At 73.7% G+C, this 20,779-nt stretch carries 20 protein-coding genes; 5 read left to right on the top strand and 15 right to left on the bottom strand.

Translation table 11 applies throughout. The features are described from left to right. Positions 1-15: 15 nt before the first annotated feature. Positions 16-786 (bottom strand): NAD kinase, encoded by a 771-nt coding sequence (locus M446_RS25835; protein WP_012335059.1) that lies wholly within the window; start codon positions 784-786, stop codon positions 16-18. Positions 787-869: 83 nt separating this feature from the next. Between M446_RS25835 and cutA the strand changes: the two genes are divergently transcribed. Further along, positions 870-1,190, top strand: a complete 321-nt coding sequence (gene cutA / locus M446_RS25830; protein ID WP_012335058.1) for a divalent-cation tolerance protein CutA — start codon at positions 870-872, stop codon at positions 1,188-1,190. 21 nt (positions 1,191-1,211) lie between these two features. Here the strand turns inward: cutA and M446_RS25825 are convergent, their stop codons facing one another. The 3 genes from M446_RS25825 to M446_RS25815 all read right to left on the bottom strand — a co-directional run bounded on the left by M446_RS25825 (position 1,212) and on the right by M446_RS25815 (position 4,200). Continuing rightward, complete coding sequence (locus M446_RS25825) at positions 1,212-2,180, bottom strand: MBL fold metallo-hydrolase (protein ID WP_012335057.1); 969 nt, start codon at positions 2,178-2,180, stop codon at positions 1,212-1,214. A gap of 62 nt (positions 2,181-2,242) precedes the next feature. Beyond that, entirely contained in the window at positions 2,243-3,481 is a 1,239-nt protein-coding gene (locus tag M446_RS25820) for a Zn-dependent hydrolase (RefSeq protein WP_012335056.1), read from the bottom strand. A gap of 104 nt (positions 3,482-3,585) precedes the next feature. Then, positions 3,586-4,200 carry a LysE family translocator gene (locus tag M446_RS25815; protein ID WP_012335055.1) on the bottom strand — a complete coding sequence of 205 codons (615 nt, stop codon included), beginning with the start codon at positions 4,198-4,200 and terminating at the stop codon, positions 3,586-3,588. A gap of 106 nt (positions 4,201-4,306) precedes the next feature. On the opposite strand from M446_RS25815, the gene M446_RS25810 reads away from it, so the two are divergent. Then, positions 4,307-5,185, top strand: a complete 879-nt coding sequence (locus tag M446_RS25810) for a LysR family transcriptional regulator (protein ID WP_012335054.1) — start codon at positions 4,307-4,309, stop codon at positions 5,183-5,185. A gap of 50 nt (positions 5,186-5,235) precedes the next feature. On the opposite strand, the gene M446_RS25805 is transcribed toward M446_RS25810, so the two are convergent. Together M446_RS25805 and M446_RS25800 are read right to left on the bottom strand one after the other, a co-directional pair. Further along, the gene (locus M446_RS25805; RefSeq protein WP_012335053.1) at positions 5,236-5,637 is read right to left on the bottom strand and encodes a nuclear transport factor 2 family protein; all 402 of its coding nucleotides are present in this window, start codon (positions 5,635-5,637) and stop codon (positions 5,236-5,238) included. 78 nt (positions 5,638-5,715) lie between these two features. Then, positions 5,716-6,684 carry an NAD(P)H-dependent flavin oxidoreductase gene (locus M446_RS25800; RefSeq protein WP_012335052.1) on the bottom strand — a complete coding sequence of 323 codons (969 nt, stop codon included), beginning with the start codon at positions 6,682-6,684 and terminating at the stop codon, positions 5,716-5,718. A 188-nt stretch (positions 6,685-6,872) separates the two neighbouring features. On the opposite strand from M446_RS25800, the gene M446_RS39155 reads away from it, so the two are divergent. Both M446_RS39155 and M446_RS25795 read left to right on the top strand, forming a co-directional pair. Beyond that, positions 6,873-7,157 carry a hypothetical protein gene (locus tag M446_RS39155; RefSeq protein WP_236728717.1) on the top strand — a complete coding sequence of 95 codons (285 nt, stop codon included), beginning with the start codon at positions 6,873-6,875 and terminating at the stop codon, positions 7,155-7,157. 170 nt (positions 7,158-7,327) lie between these two features. Continuing rightward, positions 7,328-8,572, top strand: a complete 1,245-nt coding sequence (locus M446_RS25795; RefSeq protein ID WP_012335051.1) for a serine hydrolase domain-containing protein — start codon at positions 7,328-7,330, stop codon at positions 8,570-8,572. On the opposite strand, the gene M446_RS25790 is transcribed toward M446_RS25795, so the two are convergent. From M446_RS25790 to M446_RS25760, 7 genes are all read right to left on the bottom strand, one after another. Next, on the bottom strand, positions 8,545-9,339 hold the full coding sequence (locus M446_RS25790) for a DUF2189 domain-containing protein (protein ID WP_012335050.1): 795 nt from the start codon (positions 9,337-9,339) through the stop codon (positions 8,545-8,547). The two genes, M446_RS25795 and M446_RS25790, sit on opposite strands and share 28 nt — an antisense overlap. Before the next feature lie 234 nt (positions 9,340-9,573). Then, positions 9,574-11,184, bottom strand: a complete 1,611-nt coding sequence (locus M446_RS25785) for an ABC transporter ATP-binding protein (RefSeq protein WP_012335049.1) — start codon at positions 11,182-11,184, stop codon at positions 9,574-9,576. A gap of 1 nt (position 11,185) precedes the next feature. After that, the gene (locus tag M446_RS25780) at positions 11,186-12,286 is read right to left on the bottom strand and encodes an ABC transporter permease (protein ID WP_012335048.1); all 1,101 of its coding nucleotides are present in this window, start codon (positions 12,284-12,286) and stop codon (positions 11,186-11,188) included. Then, positions 12,283-13,203 carry an ABC transporter permease gene (locus tag M446_RS25775; protein WP_012335047.1) on the bottom strand — a complete coding sequence of 307 codons (921 nt, stop codon included), beginning with the start codon at positions 13,201-13,203 and terminating at the stop codon, positions 12,283-12,285. The genes M446_RS25780 and M446_RS25775 overlap by 4 nt, the downstream gene beginning before the upstream one ends. A 28-nt stretch (positions 13,204-13,231) precedes the next feature. Beyond that, positions 13,232-14,839 (bottom strand): peptide ABC transporter substrate-binding protein, encoded by a 1,608-nt coding sequence (locus M446_RS25770; RefSeq protein WP_012335046.1) that lies wholly within the window; start codon positions 14,837-14,839, stop codon positions 13,232-13,234. 14 nt (positions 14,840-14,853) lie between these two features. Continuing rightward, positions 14,854-15,288, bottom strand: a complete 435-nt coding sequence (locus M446_RS25765) for a GlcG/HbpS family heme-binding protein (protein WP_012335045.1) — start codon at positions 15,286-15,288, stop codon at positions 14,854-14,856. A gap of 158 nt (positions 15,289-15,446) precedes the next feature. Then, complete coding sequence (locus M446_RS25760; protein ID WP_012335044.1) at positions 15,447-15,692, bottom strand: hypothetical protein; 246 nt, start codon at positions 15,690-15,692, stop codon at positions 15,447-15,449. A gap of 198 nt (positions 15,693-15,890) precedes the next feature. Here M446_RS25760 and M446_RS25755 point away from each other — a divergent pair, with 198 nt between their 5' ends. Continuing rightward, positions 15,891-16,103: a hypothetical protein gene (locus M446_RS25755; RefSeq protein ID WP_012335043.1), complete on the top strand. Its 213-nt coding sequence runs from the start codon at positions 15,891-15,893 to the stop codon at positions 16,101-16,103. A gap of 262 nt (positions 16,104-16,365) precedes the next feature. Here the strand turns inward: M446_RS25755 and M446_RS25750 are convergent, their stop codons facing one another. Both M446_RS25750 and M446_RS25745 read right to left on the bottom strand, forming a co-directional pair. After that, a complete protein-coding gene (locus tag M446_RS25750; protein ID WP_012335042.1) occupies positions 16,366-17,397 on the bottom strand; it encodes a hypothetical protein in 1,032 nt (343 codons plus the stop codon). 43 nt (positions 17,398-17,440) lie between these two features. Further along, positions 17,441-20,554, bottom strand: coding sequence for a penicillin-binding protein 1A (locus M446_RS25745; RefSeq protein ID WP_012335041.1), 3,114 nt, complete (start codon positions 20,552-20,554; stop codon positions 17,441-17,443). Between the last annotated feature and the right edge of the window lie 225 nt (positions 20,555-20,779).

Raw genomic sequence — 20,779 nt, 5'->3', positions numbered from 1 at the left:
AGCAGGGGATCGCCCTCAGCCGAACTGCTCGCGCAGGATGCGCTCGTCCATGCTGTGGCCGGGATCGTGCAGCATGACGAGGTCGGTCGAGCGGTCGAGCTGGGTCTCGACCCGGGCGACGCGGCGGAACTCGGTGTGGTCGGCCACCGCCGCGACCGGGCGGTATTCCGGGTCCTTCACCTCGATGCGGATGCGGGCGTGGTTCGGCAGGAGCACGCTGCCCTGGCGCCGCGGCCGGAAGGCCGAGATCGGGGTGAGCGCGATCAGCTGGGCCGAGATCGGCAGGATCGGGCCCCCGACCGAGAAGTTGTACGCCGTCGAGCCGACCGGCGTCGCCGCCAGCACCCCGTCGGCGATCAGCTCGGGCAGGCGCACCTGCCCGTCGATGGAGATCTTGAGCTTCGCGGTCTGGTGGGTCTGGCGCAGCATGTAGACCTCGTTGACCGCCCGCGCCGTGTGGGTGAGGCCGAGCACGTCGGTCGCCACCATCAGGAGCGGGTGGACCACGCTGCGCTGCGTCTGCTCCAGCCGGTCGGGCAGGTCGTCGAGGTGGAACTCGTTCATCAGGAAGCCGACCGTGCCGCGGTTCATGCCGTAGATCGGCTTGCCGCTGCCCATGAAGCGGTGCAGGGCCTGCAGCATCAGGCCGTCGCCGCCCAGGCCCACCACCACGTCCGCCTCCTCGGGCGGCACGTGGTCGTAGCGCTGCATCAGGAGCGCGGCGGCCTCGCGGGCATCGGCCGTCGGGCTGGCGATGAAGGCCATCCGGTTGAAGCGACGCGCCATGCTCGACTCTGCCCCGCTTGACGCCGGGGCGCCGCTCCCCGCTCACTCGGGGCCGGATCCGCCGTCACCCGGAGACGCATAGCATGGAGCGCCCGCTGCTCGTCTACACGACCTTTCCGGACGAGGAGACCGCCCTGGCCGTGGGCGAGACCCTCGTGCGCGAGAAGCTCGCCGCCTGCGTCAACGTCCTGCCCGGGATGCGCTCGGTCTATGCCTGGAAGGGCGCGGTCGAGCGCGGGCAGGAGGTGGTGGCGCTCGTGAAGAGCCGCGAGGGGCTGGCCGAGGCCCTGAGCGCGGCGCTCAAGGCCCGCCACCCCTACGAGACGCCGATCATCCTGCACCTCACCCCGTCGGGCGCCGAGGCCGGGACCCTGGCCTGGCTCCTCGCCGAGACGGGCGCCTGACTCCTCCGGGGGCCCGGCCCGTCAGGCCGGGCCCACGCCCCATTGCAGCGGGACGAGCTCGTAGCCCTCGCCCGCCTTCGCGATGTGGCCCGCGGCCGGGAACGGGGCGTGGTAGAAGGCCACCGCCAGCCGCTCGGAGGCCGCCATCTGCAGCATCCTGTGGCGGGTGGCGCGGGCCTGGTCGGCATCCATGTCGAAGATTGCCGACCAGTCGGGGTTGCGCACGAACAGGGCCGGGTGGTTGGTGACGTCCGACATCACCAGGAGCCTCGCCTCGCCCGAATGCAGCGCGAAGGCGGTGTGGCCCGGCGTGTGGCCGCGCGCGTCGAGGGCGGTGAGGCCGGGCAGCACCTCCTTGCCCCAGGCGTAGCGCTCGACCCGGATGTCCTTGGGCTCGAAGGCCCGCTGCACGGCGCCGAGGGTCGGCTTCAGGGCCTCCGGCGGGTTCGCCCGGCGGCCGTCGTCCATCCAGAAGGCCGCCTCGGGCTCGGGCACCAGCACCTGCGCGTTCGGGTAGGTGAGGCTGCCGTCCTTGCGGCGCAGCCCGAGGATGTGGTCGGGGTGGAAGTGGCTGATCACCACCGCGTCGATCTGGCCGGGCTGCAGGCCGAGCGCGTCGAGGGCGCGCAGGACCCCGCCGGTGGAGGCCGGGCCGTTATCGGCGAAACCGGTGTCGATCAGCACCCGCCGCCCGCCGAGATCGAGGAGCAGGGGCGTGAAGGTGATCGGCAGCGCGTCCCTGGGCAGGAAGGCGCGCTCCAGCGCGCCCTGCACCGCCTCGAAGGGGGCGTTGCGCACGAAGGACGCGTCGATCGGGCGCGCGACCATGCCCTCGTGCAGGGCGGTCACGGCGGCCTCGCCGACCGCGTAGCGGTAGAGGGCGGGCGGCGGCGCGGCGGGGGCGGCGGCGGCCGGCCCGCCGCCGAGGCCGGCGGCGCTGCCGACCGCCGCGGGCCCGGCGGCGAGGAGCGTGCGACGGGTCATCGACATGGCTCAGGATCCCGGTGAGGACGGGCGGCAGGTATCGCGGCCCGCGCCGACGTCAAGGTTCCTCAGCGGTTGGCGCGGGCGAGCGCGGCGTGGAGCAGCAGGTTCACGCCGGGCAGCGTCTCGGCGAGGTCGATCGCCTCGGCCTCGTTGTGGGTGATGCCGCCCTTGCAGGGGGTGAAGATCATGCAGGCCGGCGCGACCCGGGCGACGTGGTAGGCGTCGTGCCCGGCCTGCGAGCGCAGGTCCATGGTCGGGACGGCGAGCCGTGCGGCGGTCTCGCGCAGGAGCGCGATCAGCCCGTCGTCGAACTGGAACACCCCGAAACCCCATTCCTCGGCGATCCGGATCGCCGTGCGCGAGCGTTCGGCGCAGTCCGGCAGGGCCGCCCGCAGGGCCGCCTTCATGGTCTCCAGCCGCTCCACCTCGGGGGCGCGCATGTCGATGAACAATTCGGCATATTCCGAGAGGGTGCCGGGCAGGTTCGGGACGAGGTCGAGGCGGGCGGCGGTGGCCTTGGCGTCGGCCTCCGCGTGGGCCCAGCCGATCTCGTTCACCGCCACCGCCACCATGGCGGCGCCGACGAGCGCGTTGTGGCGCTCCGCCATCGGGGTCGGGCCCGTATGGGCGGTCTCGCCCTCGACCGCGATGCGCATGCCGCAGCTCGGGAAGCCGCCGGTCACGATGCCGACCGGCACGCCCGCGCGGTCGAGGGCGGGTCCCTGCTCGATGTGGAGCTCGAAATAGGCGTCGATCGCCCGCCCGCCGACCGGCTCGGGGCCGCGATAGCCGATTCCCGCGAGGGCGTCGCCGAAGCGGATCCCGTCCCGGTCGACCCGGCCCTCGACCCATTCGGGACTCTGCTGGCCCGACCAGGCGAGGGAGCAGAGCATCGGCGGCGAGAAGCGCGCGCCCTCCTCGTTGGTCCAGTTCACCACCTCGATGCTGCGGCGGGTGGAGAGGCCGAGATCGTCGAGGGTGCGCAGCACTTCGAGCCCGGCGAGCACGCCCAGGATCCCGTCGAAGCGCCCGCCCGCCCACTGGGTGTCGAGGTGGCTGCCGATGACCACGGGGGGCAGGTCGGGCTCGGTGCCGGGGCGGCGCAGGACCATGCTGCCGAGCCGGTCGATCGACAGGGCGTAGCCGCCCTCCTCGGCCCAGGCCTTGAGCCGGTCGCGCATGACCCGGTCGGGCTCGGTGAGGGTGAGGCGCCGGATGCCGCCGCGCGGCCCGGTGCCGATGCCGGCCGAGACCATCAGCGTGTCCCAGAGCCGGGAGCCGTTCACGGAGAGGTTGGTCGCCATCGGGAACTCGCTATGGGCTGGCGGGAATGCGGCCGGGCGCATGCGAGGAGCGTGCCGCGAGGGCAGGGCTCCGGCGCGGGCGCTCCCGCATGCGGGCCTCCGTCCTACCGCTCCAGGGAGGCGGCGGCCAGTGCCGCGCCGAACCCGATGAGGACCGCCCCGAACGCGCGGTCGATCCAGCCACCGGCGGCGAGGAGGATCCGGCGCAGGCCCGGCTGCGAGAAGAGCAGTGCCACCAGCGCGAACCAGAGCGCGTGCGCCGCCATCAGAAAGGCGCCGTAGGCGAGCTGAACGCCGGGCGGCGTCTCCGGCCGGACCACCTGCATGAACAGGCTGACGACGAAGACCGAGGTCTTGGGATTGAGGGCGTTGGTGAGGAAGCCGGTCCGCAGGGCCGCCGCCGCCGACGGGGCGGCGCCCGCCTCCGGCGCCCGGGCGCGCGGTCGCGCCGCCAGCATCCGCAGGCCGAGCCACACCAGGTAGGCGGCGCCGGCGAGCTTCAGCGCCGAGAACAGGATCATCGACTGGCGGATGACGAGACCGAGGCCGAGCAGCGTGTAGGCGACGTGGACCGCGACCCCGAGGTCGATGCCGAGGGCCGTCAACAGGCCGGCGCGCCGGGAGAGCACGAGGCTGTTGCGCGAGACCATCGCGAAATCCGGTCCCGGGCTGATCACCGCGAGGGTGGTGATGACGATGACGGCGAGCCATTCGGTCACGGCGCTGTCCTGTGCGGGGGAGAGGGGCTATCCGTGTCCTAGCGTCACTCCCGCGGGCCTCATAACGATGGTTTCTGACCGTGACGGTGAGCCGGACTCACGGATCGTGCCGGCCCGGCTGCCGCCGCTCGGCGCCCTGCGCTGCTTCGAGGCGGCGGCCCGCCTGGAGAGCTTCACCCGGGCGGCCGACGAACTGCACCTCACCCACGGCGCCGTCAGCCGGGCGGTGCGGGCGATCGAGGAGGATCTCGGCCTGCCTCTGTTCGAGCGGCGCAGCCGGCGGGTCCGCCTGAACGCGGCCGGCGCGATCCTGCACCGGGCGGTGGCCGAGGCGTTCGCGACGATCCGGTCGGCGACGCGCGCCCTGCGGGCCGAGGCCCGGCAATCGCCGCTGGTCCTGTCCTGCGAGCCGACCCTGCTGATGCGCTGGCTGATCCCCCGGCTGCCGGCCCTGCAGGAGGCCCATCCCGACCTCGCGCTCCACCTCGTCTCCGGCGGCGGCACGCCCCGCTTCGAGGACGGGCTCGACCTCGCGCTCCGCCGCAACGACCATCCGCCGGCACCGGGCGCCCACGCGGCGATCCTGTTCGCCGAGAGGGTGGGCCCGGTCTGCGCCGCCGCCCGGGCCGGCGACTTCGTGGCGGAGACGGGCGAGGGACCGGCCTTCCGGCCCGGGACGCCGCGGCTGCACAGCCGCACCCGGCCCGCGGCCTGGGCCGACTGGGCCGCGCGGAGCGGGCGCCCGGCACCGGACGGGCCGGAGCACCGGTTCGAGCACTTCTCCCTCAGCCTGCAGGCCGCCGCCGCCGGGATCGGGGTGGCGATCGGACCCTGGCGGCTCGTCTGCGACGACGTGGCGGGCGGCCTCCTGGCGGCGCCCTTCGGCTTCGTCGCGGACGGCACGGATTACCGCCTGCTGGCGCCCCGCCCGATCGCGGCGGGCTCGGCGCAGGCGCGGCTCGCCGCGTGGCTGCGCGATTGCTGAGAGGCCGGAAGGGACGAGCGCGGGGCCGCGTTCAGTGCGATCGGCCGCTCTCACGCATGCCGCACGAAGGCGAGGTCCCGGTCGCTCGCATCCCCGTGGACGAGCCGCGTGAGTTCGTCGACGAGGCTGATCTGCCCGTGCTCCAGCTTGTAGAAGGCGATGACCTTCACCCGCACCGCCTCCCCGGTCCGCTTCAGCGCGTGGGCGACATGCACGGATGCGGCCGAGGCGCCGTCGCACACGATCTGCTCGATGACGAAGTCAAGCCTCCGCAGCGTCGTGCGCAGTGCCCGGAGGTGATCGAGGAAGCCTTCCCGGCCGAACTCCCTGCCATCCACCCGCTGCACGTAGCCGGGCGCGAAGTAGGCGGCGATCTCCTCGACGGGCCGGTCGAGATCGCAGAAGGCCTCGAACATCGCGCGGATCAGCGCCGTCCCTTCCTCGGATGTCATGAACTCGCTCCTTCCGCCCGACCGCGAACCCGTTTCGGCGGGTCGGCCGCCCTGCGGCGCCATGACCCTGGGTCAGGTCTAGACCGCTCGCCCGCGCCCGAGCAACCGCTCCCGCGCCGCCGCGTAGTCCCGCTTCAGCCGCGCGATCACTTCCGCGGCCGGCAGCACCTCGTCGATCGTGCCGACGCCCTGCCCGGCGCCCCAGATGTCGCGCCACGCCTTGGTCCGCCCGGAGCCGAAATCCATCCGGCTCTTGTCCGCGTGCGGCAGCGCGTCGGGGTCGAGCCCGGCCGCCGCGATGCTGGGCTTTAGGTAATTGCCCGGCACGCCCGTGAAGAAGGGCGTGTAGACCACGTCCGCCGCGCGGGTTTCGACGATCATCTCCTTGTAGGCGGGGGCCGCGTTCGCCTCGGCGGTGGCGATGAAGCGGGTGCCCATATAGGCGAGGTCGGCGCCCATCGCCTGGGCGGCCAGGATCGCCGCGCCGGTGGTGATCGCCCCCGACAGGATCAGCGGCCCGTCGTAGAAGCGGCGCACCTCGCCGACCAGCGCGAAGGGGCTGAGCGCCCCCGCGTGTCCGCCCGCCCCGGCGCAGACCAGGATCAGCCCGTCGACCCCGGCCTCCAGGGCCTTCTCGGCGTGGCGCACGGTGGTCACGTCGTGGAAGACGAGGCCGCCCCAGCCATGCACCGCCGCCACCACCGTGTCCGGTGCCCGCAGCGAGGTGATGATGATCGGCACCTGGTGGCGGGCACAGATTTCCAGGTCGTGATCCAGCCGGTCGTTCGAGGCGTGCACGATCTGGTTGACCGCGTAGGGCGCGACGATCCGGTCCGGCTCCGCCGCCTTGGCGGCGGCGAGGGCCTCGCCGATCCGGGTCAGCCACCCGTCGAGGGCCTCCTTCGGCCTCGCGTTGAGGGCCGGGAAGGAGCCGACGATGCCCCCCAGGCACTGCGCGATCACCAAGTCCGGCCCCGACACGATGAACATCGGCGAGGCGATCACGGGGAGCGCCAGGGCGCCGGCGAGGCTTTCGGGGAGGGCCATCGGGGTCGTTCCGCAGGGTGACGCGCGAGGCTTGGCATCGGCCCCGGCCGTGGTCAATCGGCCGAGGACGACGCCGGTCGGGGCGGGCCGGACGCTGCGCCGCGGGCCGCCGCGGGCGGACGTCCAGCCGCGACGCGACCGCGCGGGACCTGCACGCCGGCGCCGAGGAGGGCGGGACGCCGGCCGGCATGGTCGTGCACGGGCCCGATACGGGTGATGGCGACGAAACCCGCGAGCGCACCGGGAAGGCGCCGCCAGCCTTCGCGGCCAGCATCGGCGTGCCGGTCTCGACTCGTCGGCAGCGGGAGCACCGCCGTCGGCAGCCTCAAGGGCCGGCGCGGGTCCTCCTGGCTCTTCCGGAGAAGAACCCGCGCCTCGCCGAGGAGACGTTGGGTGCGCCACCCGCGATCGCGTCCGCCGCATCGGTTGCGCATCATTCCCGCCGCCGAGAAGGTGACCCCTTCGGCGAATGATGCTTATACCAACGGCTCAGGATGCGGACGCATCGAGCCGTTGACCCATCTCGAATTTTCGATTTCAAGCCAAAGGCTTGGCGAAAATTCGAGAGCACCACCACCGGTCATGGGAAATGACCGGTGGTATTAGAACCCCTGAAGCGTCGTCAGAGCGAGGAGTCGCCCCCTTGTCCGAACCCACCTGTGCCCCCGAGGCGGTCGGCCTCTGCGCGGAGCGCCTGGAGCGCGTCGACGGCTGGATGCGCCGCTACGTGGAATCCGGCCGGCTCGCCGGCCTGTCGGTGACGGTGGCGCGGCGCGGCGAGATCGCCTTCGCGCGGGCGCACGGGCTCTGCGACCTCGCCCGCGGCCGCCCGATGGCGCGGGACACGATCCTGCGCATCTACTCGATGACCAAGCCGCTCACCTCGGTGGCGGTGATGATGCTCTACGAGGAGGGGCGCTTCCAGCTCGACGATCCGGTCACCCGCTTCCTGCCGGAATTCCGCGGCATGCGGGTGCTCACCGGCGGCAGCCGCCGGAAGTGGGAGAGCGTGCCGGCCGAGCGCGACATCACCATCCGCGACCTCCTCACCCACACCTCGGGCCTCACTTACGGCTTCATGGAATCGACCCTGGTCGATGCCATGTACCGGGACGAGGGCATCGACTTCCAGACCGCCGAGACCTCGCTCGCCGAGGTGGTGGCCAAGGCCGCCTCCCTGCCGCTCCTGTCCCAGCCCGGCGCCGAGTGGAACTACTCGATCGGCACCGACGTGCTCGGGCACCTCGTCGCGGTGGTGTCGGGCCAGCCCTTCGACGCGTTCCTGCGCGAGCGCATCATCCGCCCGCTCGGCATGGTCGACACCGATTTCCACGTCCCGGCCGAGAAGCTGGCGCGCTTCGCCTCGAACTACGCCCACGGGGAGGGCGGGCGCCTGACCCTGATCGACGACGCCGTCGAGGGACGCTACGCGCATCCGCGCAGGGTCGCCTCGGGCGGGGGCGGGCTCGTCTCGACGGCCGCCGACTACGCCCGCTTCTGCCGCTTCATCCTCAACCGGGGCGAACTCGACGGCGTGCGCCTGCTCGGCCGCAAGAGCGTCGACCTGATGACCACCAACCACCTGCGCGGCGACCTCGCCGATATGGGCCAGCCGCGCTTCTCGGAATCGAGCTATGCCGGGATCGGCTTCGGCCTCGGCTTCTCGGTCATGCTCGACCCGGCCAAGGCGCAGATCCTCGGCACGCCGGGCGAGGTCGCCTGGGGCGGCGCCGCCTCGACGGCCTTCTGGATCGACCCGGCCGAGGAGCTGTTCGTGATCCTGCTCACGCAGCTCATGCCGTCCTCGGCCCTGCCGCTGCGGCGCGAGCTGCGCGTCCTGACCTACGCGGCGCTGGTCGATCAGGCGGGGCCGACCGCCCGCCGGTAGAGGTGCCAGGTGGCGTGGCCGAGCACCGGCAGCACCACGGCGAGCCCGACGAACAGGCTCGCCATGCCGACGACGAGGAGCGCCGCCACGATCACGCCCCACAGCGCCATGGTGCCGGGATTCTCGCGCATCAGGGCCATCGAGGTCTCGATCGCCGTGCCCGCATCCGTGTCGCGGTCGACGAGGAGCGGGATCGACACGGCGCTGACCGCGAGCGCCAGGAGCGAGAAGGCCGCCCCCGCGAGGTTGCCGACCACGATCAGCGCCCAGCCCCGCGGCGTGGTGAGGACGTCCGTCAGGAAGGCCCCGGCCGAGGCGTAGGCCGCGCCGTCGAAGAGCGCGCGGTAGATCCCCATCGCCACGACGAGCCAGGCGAGGAAGATCGCCGTGAGGACGAGGCCGACGCCGAGGATCGCCCGCGGCGAGCGCCGGGTCAGCGGCGCGTAGGCCTGCACCCAGTCGGTCTCCTGGCCGCGCTCGCGCCGCCGGCTCATCTCGTAGAGGCCGATCGCCGCGAAGGGCCCGATCAGGGCGAAGCCCGAGGCGAGGGGGAAGAGCAGCGGCAGGAGATCGTTCTCGAAGACCGCCGCCGCGAGGATCACCCCGGCGATCGGGTAGATCATCACGATGAACAGGACGTGCGTCGGATTGTCGAGGAAGTCCCCCCAGCCCTTGGCGAGGGCGGTCCGCAGGTCGGCCGGGCCGATCCGGTGGACGGCGGGGTGATACGCCCTGGTGACGGGCGAGAAGGCTGGAGACACCGTCATCGCAAATCCTCCGCGGGGACGGGCGCGCGACGGCCGACGGGCCGGGATGGTCGGGGCGGTCAGGGCATCGCTTGCGCCGAGGGGTCCTTCAGGAACCGGCACCGGGTGGCGGGCCGGACCGGGGCAGCCTAATCCAGCGCTCCCGATCGCACCATGGGGGGAGCGCAGGCGCGCGCGCCCCAGGCGGCGATCACGTTGTCTCGATCGCGGGCCGGTGGGCGACGCCCCCCTCTCCTAGGAACCATCCGGCCCGGAGGCCGGGGCGGGCTCCCCGAGCCCCGCCGCCGCGACCAGCGCCCGGGTGTAGGCCTGCCGCGGGCGCGCCAGCACCTCCAGGGTCTCGCCCCGCTCGACCTCGCGCCCGTCGCGCAGGACCAGCAAAGTGTCGGCGAGCGCGCGCACCACCGCGAGGTCGTGGCTGATGAACAGGTAGGCGAGGCCGTGCGCCGCCTGCAACTCGCGCAGCAGCGCGACGATGTCCCGCTGCACCGTGCGGTCCAGCGCCGAGGTCGGCTCGTCGAGCACCACCACGCGCGGCCGCAGGATCATCGCCCGCGCGATGGCGATGCGCTGCCGCTGCCCGCCCGAGAAGGCGTGCGGGAAGCGGTGGCGCCAGTCCGGATCGAGCCGCACCGCGGCGAAGGCCTCCGCGGCCCGCGCGTCGCGCTCGCGGGCGCTCAGGCGCGGCGCGTGGACCCGCAGGCCCTCGGACACGATCTCCCCCGCGGTGAGCCGCGGCGAGAGCGAGCCGTGCGGGTCCTGGAACACCGGCTGGAAACCCCGCCGCAGCGGCCGCAGCTGCGCCCGGCCGAGCCCGGTCAGGTCCCGGTCCTCGAAGCGCACGATCCCGGTCGCGGCCGGCTCCAGCCGCAGCAGCGCCCGCCCGAGGCTCGACTTGCCCGAGCCCGATTCCCCGACCACCCCGAGGGTCTGCCCGGCCCTGAGCGCGAGGTCGAGGCCGGCGAGCGCCACCCGCGGCGGCGCCCGCCGCAGCAGCCCGCCCCGCCCCGGATAGGCGACGCGGAGCCCGCGCGCCTCCAGCACCAGAGGGGAGGAGGCCGGGACCGGGCCCTTGCGCCCGGCGGGCTCGGCCGCCACGAGGTCGCGGGTCTCCGGCGCACGCGGCTCGGCGAAGAGCCGCTCCGTCGGCCCGCACTCGACGAGGCGCCCGCCCCGCAGCACCGCGGTGCGCTCGGCCATGCGCCGCACCAGGCGCAGGTCGTGGCTGATGAACAGGAGCGCGAGGCCGAGCCGGGCCTTGAGGTCGGCCAGCAGCGCCAGGATCTGGGCCTGGACGGTGACGTCGAGCGCCGTGGTCGGCTCGTCCGCGATCAGCAGGTCGGGCTCGCAGGCGAGCGCCATGGCGATCATCACCCGCTGGCGCTCGCCCCCCGACAATTCGTGCGGGTAGGCGCCGAGCCGCGCGGCGGCGTCGCGCAGCCCCACGAGGCGCAGGAGGTCGAGGGCGCGGGCGCGGGCCTGGGCGCGCGTCAGCCCGCGATGCGCCCGCAGCGGCAGGGCGATCTGGTGCCCGACGGGGGAGAGCGGCGGCAGGGCGCTCATCGGTTCCTGGAACACCATGCCGATCCGCGCGCCGCGGATGCGGTCGAGATCCGGGCGGGGGAGGCCGATCAGCTCGGTGCCGTCGAACAGGGCCGAGCCCGTCACCCGCGCCGTCTCCGGCAGCAATCCCATCACGGCGAGCGCCGCCTGGCTCTTGCCCGAGCCGGATTCGCCCACGAGGGCGAGCGTCTCCCCCCGCCCGAGGGTCAGGTCGAGGCCCGACAGGGCCGCCCCCTCGCCGTAGGCCACCGACAGGCCCCGGAGGCTGAGGAGCGGCGCCACCTCAGGCGCCCCGCGGATCGAGGGCGTCGCGCAGGCGGTCGCCGAGGAGGGTGAGGGCCACGAGCGTCGCGACCAGCGCGGCGGCGGGCGCCAGCAGCATCCAGGGCGCGCTCTCGATGCTGCGGGCGCCGTCCGCGATCAGCACGCCCCAGCTCGTCATCGGCTCCTGCACGCCGAGCCCGAGGAAGGACAGGAAGCTCTCCAGCAGGATCACCCGCGGGATCAGCAGGGCCGCGTAGGCCAGGACCGGCCCGAGGGCGTTCGGCACCACGTGGCGGCGCAGGATCGCGCCCGTGCCGAGCCCGAGCGCCTCGGCCGCCCGCACGTAATCCTGGCGCCGGATCGCCAGGGCCTCGCCGCGCACGATGCGGGCCATGTCGAGCCACTCCACCGCCCCGACCGCCACGAAGACCAGCGCCAGCGAGCGGCCGAACACCACGACGAGCAGGATCACGAAGAACACGAAGGGCAGCGCGTACAGGATGTCGACGAGCCGCATCATCGCGGCGTCGACCGCGCCGCCGAGATAGCCCGCGAGCGCCCCGTAGGCGACGCCGATCCCCAGCGCCACCGCGGTCGCCAGGAGCCCGAGGGCGAGCGACACCCGGCCGCCCACCAGCACCTGGGTGAGGAGGTCGCGCCCGAGCGTGTCGGTGCCGAGGAGGAAGCGCGTTTCGCGCACCGGAACCCGCAGGGACAGGCGGCGCCCGTCCTCCGCCCGCCCGAGCAGGGTCGCTGGGGCGAACAGGTCGGAGCGCGCGAAGAAGCCGAGCACCCGCGCGTCGATCGGCCGGTCGGCCGCGAGCGTCACCCGCACGGCGCCGGGCTCGAGGGCGATCTCTTCCGCGCGCACCCGCATGCGCAGGGCCAGCCGCTCCAGGGCCGGGCCGATCGTCCCGGGGCGGGGATAGACCTCCAGCGAGGGCGGCGTGCGCGGGTAATCGTAGGAGAGGCGCCCGAAGGCGTGGCCGGTGAGGAGCGGCCCCGCCGCGCAGGCGAGCCCGATCAGGATCAGCACCGCGAGGCTCGCCAGGGCCGCGGGGTCGCCCCGCAGCCGCCGCGCCGCCGCGGCCCACAGGGAGAGGTCGGGCGGCGGCCTCATGCCCGGCGCACCCGCGGGTCGAGGAGGGCGAGGCCGATATCGACCAGGAGGTTGAACAGGATCACGAAGCAGGCCACCAGCACCACCGTGCCCATCACCAGCGGGTAGTCGCGGTTGAGCGCCCCGTCCACGAAGGCGCGGCCCAGTCCGGGCAGCCCGAAGATCGTCTCCACCACCACCGAGCCGGTGAGCAGCCCCGCCGCGGTCGGGCCCAGATAGGAGACCACCGGCAGCGCCGCGCCCCGCAGGGCGTGGAGGGCGATCACCCGGCGCGGCAGCCCGAGCGCCCGCAGGGTGCGCATCGGCGGCGTCGCCAGCGTCTCGGCCAGGGCGGCCCGGGTGAGCCGGGCGATCACCGCCACCTGCGGCAGGGCGAGCGTCACCACCGGCAGGACGAGGTGGCGCGGCGCGCCGCCCTCCCAGCCGCCGACCGGCAGCCAGCGCAGGCCGAGCCCGAAGGCGATCTGGAGCAGCGGCGCGACGACGAAGCCCGGCACGGTCAGCCCGAGCGTGCCGAGCAGCATCACCGCGTGGTCGAGGGCGCGGCCCCGGCGCGCGGCGGCGAGCCCCCCGAGCCCGACGCCCGCGATCAGCGCCAGCGCCAGCGCCAGCCCCCCGAGGGTCATCGACACCGGCAGGCCCCGGGCCAGGAGGTCGCCGACGCCCATGTCCCGCACCGAGAAGGACGGTCCGAGATCCCCCGACAGGAGCGCGGCGAGGTAGCGCCCGTACTGGACGAGGAGCGGCTGGTCGAGCCCGTAGACCCGCCGCAGGTTCTCCATCGCCGCGGGGGCGAGCGGCCGCTCCAGGTCGAAGGGCCCGCCCGGCGCGACCCGGGCGAGGAAGAAGGACAGGGTCACGACCAGGAACAGGGTCGGGACCGCCTGGGCGAGGCGGCGCAGCACGAAGCCGGTCATCGGGGCGGGCCCCCGCGGGGCGGGGCGCTCATCCGTCCAGCCAGAGGTAGCGGGTCGGGGAGACGCCGCGCAGGTTGGGCACGATGCCGCGCAGCCGCGGCGAGACCATGTGCTTGTGCCGGTAGTGCAGCAGCGGGATCCAGGGCAGGTCGGCGAGGAAGACCTCCTCCGCCCGGTGCAGCAGCCCGGCCCGCCGCGCGAGATCGACGGTCCCGGCCGCCTCGCGCATCAGCGCGTCGTAGGCCGGGTTGGCGTAGTGGCCCGAGTTGAAGCCGTCGTTGTCGCTCTCGACCAGGAACAGGAAGTTCTGCGGGTCCGCGTAATCGGCGATCCAGGCGTAGCGGGCGAGGTCGAACGGTCCGCCGTCGCGCAGATGCGCGAAGTGGGTCTTGGCATCGGTGTTGACGAGGCGCGTGCTGACCCCGAGCGGCTGCCACATGTCGGCGATCGCCACCATGGTGTTCCGGTTGTTGTCGGTGGTGTTGTAGCGGATCTCGACGGGCAGCGGCCGCCCTCCCGGCCCGTATCCGGCCTCGCGCAGCAGCGCCACCGCGCGGTCCTCCCGCTCCAGGGGCGAGAGGTCCCGGCCCGGCATCTCGGGGGGCGGCAGGGCGTTGTCGAGCCCCGCCGGCGTCAGCGAGTAGGCCGGCAGCATCGACTCGCCCCAGACCGCCTCGGCCAGGAATTCCCGGTCGATGGCGAGCGACAGGGCCTGGCGGATCCGCCGGTCGCCGAGCGGCGCCCGGCGCAGGTTGACCATCAGCACCAGCACGCCGAGCGCCGGCGCGAGCCAGACCTGCTCGCCGAAGCGGGCCTTCAGGGCCCGGATCTGGTCGGCCGGCAGATCGCTCAGGGAATCGATCTCGCCGGCCGCGAAGCGCCGCACCGCCGCCGCGAGGTCCGGGGTCGGGATGTAGGCGATCTCGGGGATCCGCACGCGCCCGGCCTCGCGGAAATGCGGGTTGCGCGCCGCCGTGACCCGGTCGTTCGGCACGAAATCCGTCAGCCGGTAGGCGCCGTTCGAGACGAGCAGCCCGGGCCGGCTGAAGGCGTCGCCGTGCCGGGCGAGCGTTGGCCGGTGGATCGGCGAACTCGCCTGATGGGTCATCAGTTCGAGGAGGTAGGGGGTCGGCTGGGCGAGCGTGATCACCACCCGGCGCGGATCCGGCGCCGCGACGCCGATCCGCTCCACCGGCGCGGCGCCCCGGTTCGCCGCCTCCGCCCCGCGGATCGGGAACAGCACGTTGGCGTATTTGGCGCCGGTCGCCGGGTCGAGGATGCGGCGGAACCCGGCCAGGAAATCCTCCGCCACCACGGGGTCGCCGTTCGACCAGCGCCCGTCCGGGCGCAGGGTGAAGCTCCAGGTGAGGCCGTCCTCGGAGGTGGTCCAGCTCTCCGCCGCCCCGGGCACGATCCGCCCGGCCGCGTCGTAGCAGGTCAGGCCCTCGAAGAGGTCGAGGAGGATCGTGGCCTCCGCGAGGGTCGAGGAGCGGTGCGGATCGAGGGTTTCCGGATCGGCGTCGTTGCCGCGCCGGTAGAGGGCCGGCCCGGCCGCGCGCGCGCCGCGCGCCGCGGCCCCGAGGATGGCCCCGCCGCTCGCGGCGAGGAGGTCGCGGCGGCGCATGGCCGGGCGCATGGCCGGGCGCCCGCTCAGGCGCCGGTCTGGGCCTCGAACCCGGCGGCCTCGATGCCGGCCACGGCCGCGGTCTCGTCGTTGTCCGAGGTGTCCCCCGAGATGCCGACCGCGCCGATCACGTGGCCGTGGCGCTTGATCAGCACCCCGCCCGGCACCGGGACGAGCCCGGCCGGCCCGGCGAGGTGGGTCACCGCGGCGACGAAATAGGCCTGCGCCTCCGCCCGGGCGCCGATCGCCCGCGAGCCGAGCCCGAGGGCGAGCGCCCCGTTCGCCTTGCCGGCGGCGATCTCGGCCCGCTTCAGGCTGGTCCCGTCCTCGACGGACGCGGCCTTGAGCGCGCCGCGGGCGTCGAGCACCACCACCGCGAGCGGCTTCAGGTCGAGGCTGCGGGCGGTGGTGAGCGCCGTCGCCACGATGCTCTGGGCGGCGTCAAGGGTCAGGTCCGACATGCGATGTCCCGCTGCGAGGGGGCGGGCCGCGGCCCGCGATCGCCCCTGATCGCACAGCGCGCGGCAGGCGTCACCGGGTGGGGGAGGGGCCGGCCGACGCTCGCTCCCCGGAGCGGACCCGGATTCCGCTCAGCCGGCGAAACGGTCAGCCCGGCGCATCAGAACGGCGCGTAGTCGCCGCCATCCGTGATGACGTCGAGCGCCCGCTCGACCGAGGTCACCGCGTCGAGGAGCATCTGGACCGAGCGCTCGGTCTCGGGGCGCGGCCGTCCCAGGCTCGCCGTGCGGGCGCCGATGTCGTGCAGCTGCTCGGCGATCGCCACGAGGTCGGAGACCACCGCGGCGACCTCGCGGGCGGAGACGTCGGGCGCCGTGCGGGCGCGCAGGGGAACGACATTGCTCATCGGCCCCGAATGTCGCGCAAAGGCTGCCCCCGCGCCAGGACGGAATCGCGGCTCTCCACGGGATTCCGGCGGCCGCGGCGCCCCGGCCACGCCCGCCGGCAAACCGCGCCGGCCGCCGCGCCGCGCCTTGACCGCGCCCCGTTCCCCCGCGAGGAGGGCGGCTCGCCGTCCGGCAGAACCGTCCCACAGGACCGACCGATGAAGCTCCCGCTCCTCCTCGCCGCCGGCGCCCTGGCCGCGCTGCTCCCCGCCTGCACCAGCATGGAAGCCGACCGCTCCGCCTTCAGCGAGACCTTCAGCACCCAGAACTACGTCCGCTCGAACGACACCAACGGCACGCAGCGCCGGCCGGACGTCAACCGCGCCTTCACGCAGCCCACCGTCCCGACCATCGGCAATCGCGGGCTCTGATCCGGGATCCGCTTGATCCAAGCGGATCCCGGCTCACGCGCCTGCGCGGCGCCTGAGCGCGGCGCCTGAGCGAAGCCGACATCCGCATGGCCGAAATCGGAGATGGCGAAGCCATCAACCGGATGTCGGATGAGCCGGGCGCTCGGCAGAATCGCCTGACGCGAGTCTGCCTCATTCGGTTTTCGCATCATGTTTCGCTGACGCGGACCTTCGGTTCGCCGCCGAACCGGGGGCCGCTTCGGCGCATGATGCGGGGGACCGATCACTCCTTGGCGAGCGCGTCCGCGAACGCCGCGATGCGGTTGCGGGCGTAGGTCGGCAGGCCCGCGCTGATCGAGTTGCCGGTGTTGAAGGAGGAATTCCCCATCAGCACCTGGGCCGGCAGCAGGTTGCGCAGCACCGGGACGCGCTCGTACTCCTTCTTGCGGTCGAGCACGTCCGCCTTGATGCCGAGCGCCATGGTGGCCGTCACCACCGTCTTGCCCGGATCGCCCGCGGCGGGCTGCAGCACCGCCAGGAACTTGCCGAAGCGCAGGATCTGGTTCACCCAGAAGATGTTCTGCTCCATCGCGCCCGCCACCGGAGCGTCGATCCGGGTGAGGCTCGCGAGCTTCCCCGCCTCCTCGGGCGGCAGGACCCGCAATTCGCTCTGGAACGAGACGAACTCGGCGATCTTCTTGCCGCCCTCCTCCAGCTTGTTGGCGAGCTTGACCCCGAGCGGCAGCTTGCCCTCCAGGTCGTAGCGCGACTCGATGCAGAGCGTGTCGGGCGCCGCGCACCACGGCCGGTCGGGCCGGCGCGCGAAGGCGGCCGCCGGGTCCCTGGTCGGCGTCGCGTCGGCCGGGTTGAGGGCCCTGTGCTTGATCGCCGGATCCATCCGGCCGAGGAAGCCGAGCGAGGCGAACCGCTTGAGGTCGATGCGGTCGGCCGGGCGCGGCACCACGAAGCGCGCCTCGGCGAGGTAGACTTTCAGCGCCTCGTGCCGCGCCTTGGTGGTCCCGTTCACCGTCACCTTGTAGTCGGGCTCGACGTAGTCCGGGTAGGGCGAGAGGATCGCCTTCTGCACCGGCTGGTTGCGGCTCCACTCGGCGAAGGGGGTGAGGCCGCTCTCGGGGCTCGACGGGTTGTCCCGGTGATCGGTGAACAGGATCGTGTTCGGGGCGATCCCCCCGGCATCGAGGCCCGCGAGGCTCGGCACGTCCTTGGTGCGGTACTGGGCGAGGACCGGCGTCGCCGTCAAGGCGACGAGAAGGGGCGCGGCGACGCGGAGGCGGGCCGTGAGGCTGTGACGCACGGGCGGGACTTCCTTGAGATTCGGGGGCCGGGGGGCCGCACCGTCAATAGGTCGGATCTTCCCCGAAGAGATAGTCGGGATCGCGGCGGCGCGGCCGGCGGTAGCCGTCGTCGTCGCCGAAGGGCGAGCGGGCCGAGGGGCCCGGCCAGATCGGCTCGGGGGCCGGCACCGGCTGCGCCCGGCGGATCGGCGGCGGGCCGCCGAAGAGCTGCCGCCCGATCTCCCCGAACGGGTCGTAGCGGTCGTCGTCCGGCTGCCGCACGTCCGCCGGACGCCGCGCCTCGTCCCGCCGCCGCGGCTCGTCGAACGGGTTGGCGTCCTCGGGCCGGCCGCCATCCACCACGTCGCCGTCCTGGTCGACGTCCGGCCGCATGGCGTAGACCGATTCCTGCGGCACGAGGCTGAACCGGGTGTCGGCGAGGCGTCCGTCGGGCTGCAGGCGGAAATGCTCCATGAAGCCGCCCCCCGCCACCCGGCTGCCGGAATAGAGGTCGATCGGCGCGTCCGCGATCAGGCGCCGCGCCTCCGGGCTCGGCGGGGCGAGGGGTGATTTCGGCACCCCGTTCGCCCAGGCGGCCTGGAGGATCTGGGCGAAGACCGGCACGGCGAGGTGCCCGCCGGTCTGGCCGCGCCCGAGCGTGCGGCGCCGGCCGTCCGCGTTGTCGTAGCCGATCCAGACCACGATGGTGATCTCGTTGGTGAAGCCCGCGAACCAGGCGTCGTTCTCGTCCTCCGAGGTGCCGGTCTTGCCGGCCACGTAGGGGGCGAAGCGCGCGAGGGCCGCCGCCGTGCCGCGCTGGGTCACGCCCTGGAGCAGGCTCTTGATCTGGTAGAAGGCGACCCGGTCGGCCGAGCCGATGCGGGCGAGCGGGCGCTCCGCGTGCCGGTAGACGTAGGTCTCGCCCTGCGCGACCGATTCGAGGGCGTAGGGGCTCGGCCGCTCGCCCTCGTTGGCGATGGCCGCGTAGAAGGCCGCGAGGTCGATCATCCGCACCGGCTGGGCGCCGAGCACGAACGGGTAGTAGCGCTCGCACTCGGCGTAGAGCTGGGCTTCGAGGGCGATGTCGCAGACCCGCTTCAGGCTCTGCTCCGGCCGCTCGGCGATGCCGCCGCGCAGGAGCTGGGCGGTGACGAGGTTCTTCGAGTGCTCCAGGCCGCGCCGCAGCGTGGTCGGGCCGGAGCCGCCGCCCTCGTAGTTCTTGGGCGACCAGGACTGGCCGACCCCGCCGATCGGCGGCAGCGTCACGGCCGCGTCCATCACCAGCGTGTTGGGCTGCAGCCCGGCATTGAGCGCCGCCAGGTAGGTGAGCGGCTTGAGGGTCGAGCCCGGCTGGCGGACGCTCTGGGTCACCCGGTTGAGCTGGCTCAGCGGGTAGGAGAAGCCGCCCGCCATGGCGAGGATGCGCCCGGTTCGGTTCTCCAGCACCACGGCCGCGCCCTGGACCTGGGGGCGGACGCGCAGGTCGGCCCGCGGGGCGCCCTTTCCCTCCCGAAGGGCGACCCGCACCACGTCGTAGGGGGCGAGCCGGCCCCGGGCGAGGCCCGGATTGAGGCTGGCGACGCGCCCGTCCGCGAGGCCGACGCGGGGCGCCGCGCCCTTGGCGCCGGTGTCGAGCACCACGGCGAGGGGCCAGTGCACGTCGTAGAGCGGCGCGCGGGCGCTCTCGAGCGCACGCTGCCAGGCCGGTTTGGGCCCGGCCGGCCTCGCCGGGGCCTTCGCGGCCTTGCCGCCCTTGGCCGGTCCGCCCTTGGCCGGGCCGCCGCCGCTGGCCGGGCCGCCGCCGCTGGCCGGACCGCCGCCGCTGGCCGGGCCGCCGGCCTGCTTCGCGGCGGGCGCCGGCTCGGGCGGTGCCGCCGCGGCCGGCGCGGTGGCGGCCTCGATGCGCTTGACCGCGTCCGCGAGGTTGAATTCCGGCCCCTCGAAGCGGGAGCGGCCGGTCGCCGCCTCGTAGCGCGCCAGCGCGTCCTGGAGGATCGACTCGGTCGCGGTCTGAAGCCCGGCATTGAGCGTCGTGCGCACCGTGTAGGCGTTGGCGGTGAGCGCGTCGAGGCCGGCGAGGGAGCGCGCCTCGCGGCCGAGATGGTCGACGTAGTAGAAGCCGGCCTCCTGGCGCGTGCGCTCCAGCGGCACGAGGCCGAGGTCGCTCCGCAGCGCCTCGTTCATCGCCGCCTCGTCGATCACGCCCTCCTCCTTCATGCGGGAGAGGACGTAGGCGCGCCGCTCGCGGGCGCGGTCGGGATACTTGTCGGGGCTGTAGTAGTTCGGTCCCTTCGGCATGCCCGCGAGCAGGGCCGCCTCCGGCACGGTCAGGTCCTTGACCGACTTGCCGAAGTAGCTGCGCGCGGCCATCTCGACCCCGTAGGCGCCGCGGCCCAGATAGATCCCGTTCAGGTAGAGGCCGAGGATCTCGGGCTTCGTCATCACCTGCTCGGCGCGGACCGCCACGATCATCTCGCGGATCTTGCGCTCGTAGGTGACGTCGTCGCCCACCGACAGGTTCTTCACCACCTGCTGGGTGATGGTGGAGCCGCCCGCCGGCCGGCCCGGCGAGGCGAGGTTGCCGATGAAGGCCCGGATCACCCCGCGCTCGTCGATGCCCCTGTGGCTCTCGAAGCGCTTGTCCTCGGCGGCGATGAAGGCCTTCTGGACCAGCACGGGGATCTGGGTGATCGGCACGGCGATGCGCCGCCCGTTCGGCTCGGCGGTCTCCGAGAAGCGGTTGCCGCGCCCGTCCAGGATCGTGCTCACGCCCGGCAGCCGGAGGGTCTTGAGCGCGCTCGCGTCGGGCAGGCCCTCCACCGCCCTGTTGTAGAACTCGATCACGGCCTTCGCCTCGAAGGGGGCGTTGGGCGGGTTCTCGTTCTTGCAGAACTGCTTGTAGCTCGTGTTGAGTTCGCCGATGTCGAGGCCGTGCAGGATCTTGGCCTCGCCCGCGATCGCCTTGGGGTCCTCCATCGCGGTCGAGATCAGGTCGTCGAGGTTGATGTCCTCGATGTCGAAGGCCTTGCGCATGTGGGCGCAGCCGTCGCGCAGGATGCGCACCACCTCGGGCCCGTCCTTGGCGGGATCGAACTGGGTGCGGATCGCCTCCGGCCGGGTGGTCGCCTGGCTGAGCGTCAGCGCGGTGGCGAAGAGCTTGATGAGGATCGCGTTCATGGACCTTGCGCCCGGCCGGTCAGGGCTGACGCGGCAGGAAACGGCCGGGGACCTGAAGGGGACCTGTACAACGCGGCCCTTTTAAGGTCGGGTCCCGCGGGTCGGGAGGCTGCGATGGCCCGCGGACAGGCGTTGCGCGGGCCGGATTGGGCGCCGGGCAGGAGCCGCGTGCGGCCGGGCCCCCCCGGCGGCCCGGACGTCGCCGGCGCGACACGAATCCTGTTT

The organism is Methylobacterium sp. 4-46 (assembly GCF_000019365.1).
Classification (GTDB): domain Bacteria; phylum Pseudomonadota; class Alphaproteobacteria; order Rhizobiales; family Beijerinckiaceae; genus Methylobacterium.
Note: the sequence above shows the minus strand (reverse complement) of the source record. Positions and strands in the feature narration are given on the sequence as shown.

Coding starts and splice junctions, on each gene's coding strand:
- M446_RS25805 (WP_012335053.1), bottom strand. CDS start 5,637: ATGACATCCGAGGAAGGGACGGCGCTGATCCGCGCGATGTTCGAGGCC.
- M446_RS25770 (WP_012335046.1), bottom strand. CDS start 14,839: ATGCGCCCGGCCATGCGCCGCCGCGACCTCCTCGCCGCGAGCGGCGGG.
- M446_RS25775 (WP_012335047.1), bottom strand. CDS start 13,203: ATGACCGGCTTCGTGCTGCGCCGCCTCGCCCAGGCGGTCCCGACCCTG.
- M446_RS25765 (WP_012335045.1), bottom strand. CDS start 15,288: ATGTCGGACCTGACCCTTGACGCCGCCCAGAGCATCGTGGCGACGGCG.
- M446_RS25835 (WP_012335059.1), bottom strand. CDS start 786: ATGGCGCGTCGCTTCAACCGGATGGCCTTCATCGCCAGCCCGACGGCC.
- cutA (WP_012335058.1), top strand. CDS start 870: ATGGAGCGCCCGCTGCTCGTCTACACGACCTTTCCGGACGAGGAGACC.
- M446_RS39155 (WP_236728717.1), top strand. CDS start 6,873: ATGGTCGTGCACGGGCCCGATACGGGTGATGGCGACGAAACCCGCGAG.
- M446_RS25745 (WP_012335041.1), bottom strand. CDS start 20,554: ATGAACGCGATCCTCATCAAGCTCTTCGCCACCGCGCTGACGCTCAGC.
- M446_RS25825 (WP_012335057.1), bottom strand. CDS start 2,180: ATGTCGATGACCCGTCGCACGCTCCTCGCCGCCGGGCCCGCGGCGGTC.
- M446_RS25800 (WP_012335052.1), bottom strand. CDS start 6,684: ATGGCCCTCCCCGAAAGCCTCGCCGGCGCCCTGGCGCTCCCCGTGATC.
- M446_RS25780 (WP_012335048.1), bottom strand. CDS start 12,286: ATGAGGCCGCCGCCCGACCTCTCCCTGTGGGCCGCGGCGGCGCGGCGG.
- M446_RS25790 (WP_012335050.1), bottom strand. CDS start 9,339: ATGACGGTGTCTCCAGCCTTCTCGCCCGTCACCAGGGCGTATCACCCC.
- M446_RS25755 (WP_012335043.1), top strand. CDS start 15,891: ATGAAGCTCCCGCTCCTCCTCGCCGCCGGCGCCCTGGCCGCGCTGCTC.
- M446_RS25760 (WP_012335044.1), bottom strand. CDS start 15,692: ATGAGCAATGTCGTTCCCCTGCGCGCCCGCACGGCGCCCGACGTCTCC.
- M446_RS25820 (WP_012335056.1), bottom strand. CDS start 3,481: ATGGCGACCAACCTCTCCGTGAACGGCTCCCGGCTCTGGGACACGCTG.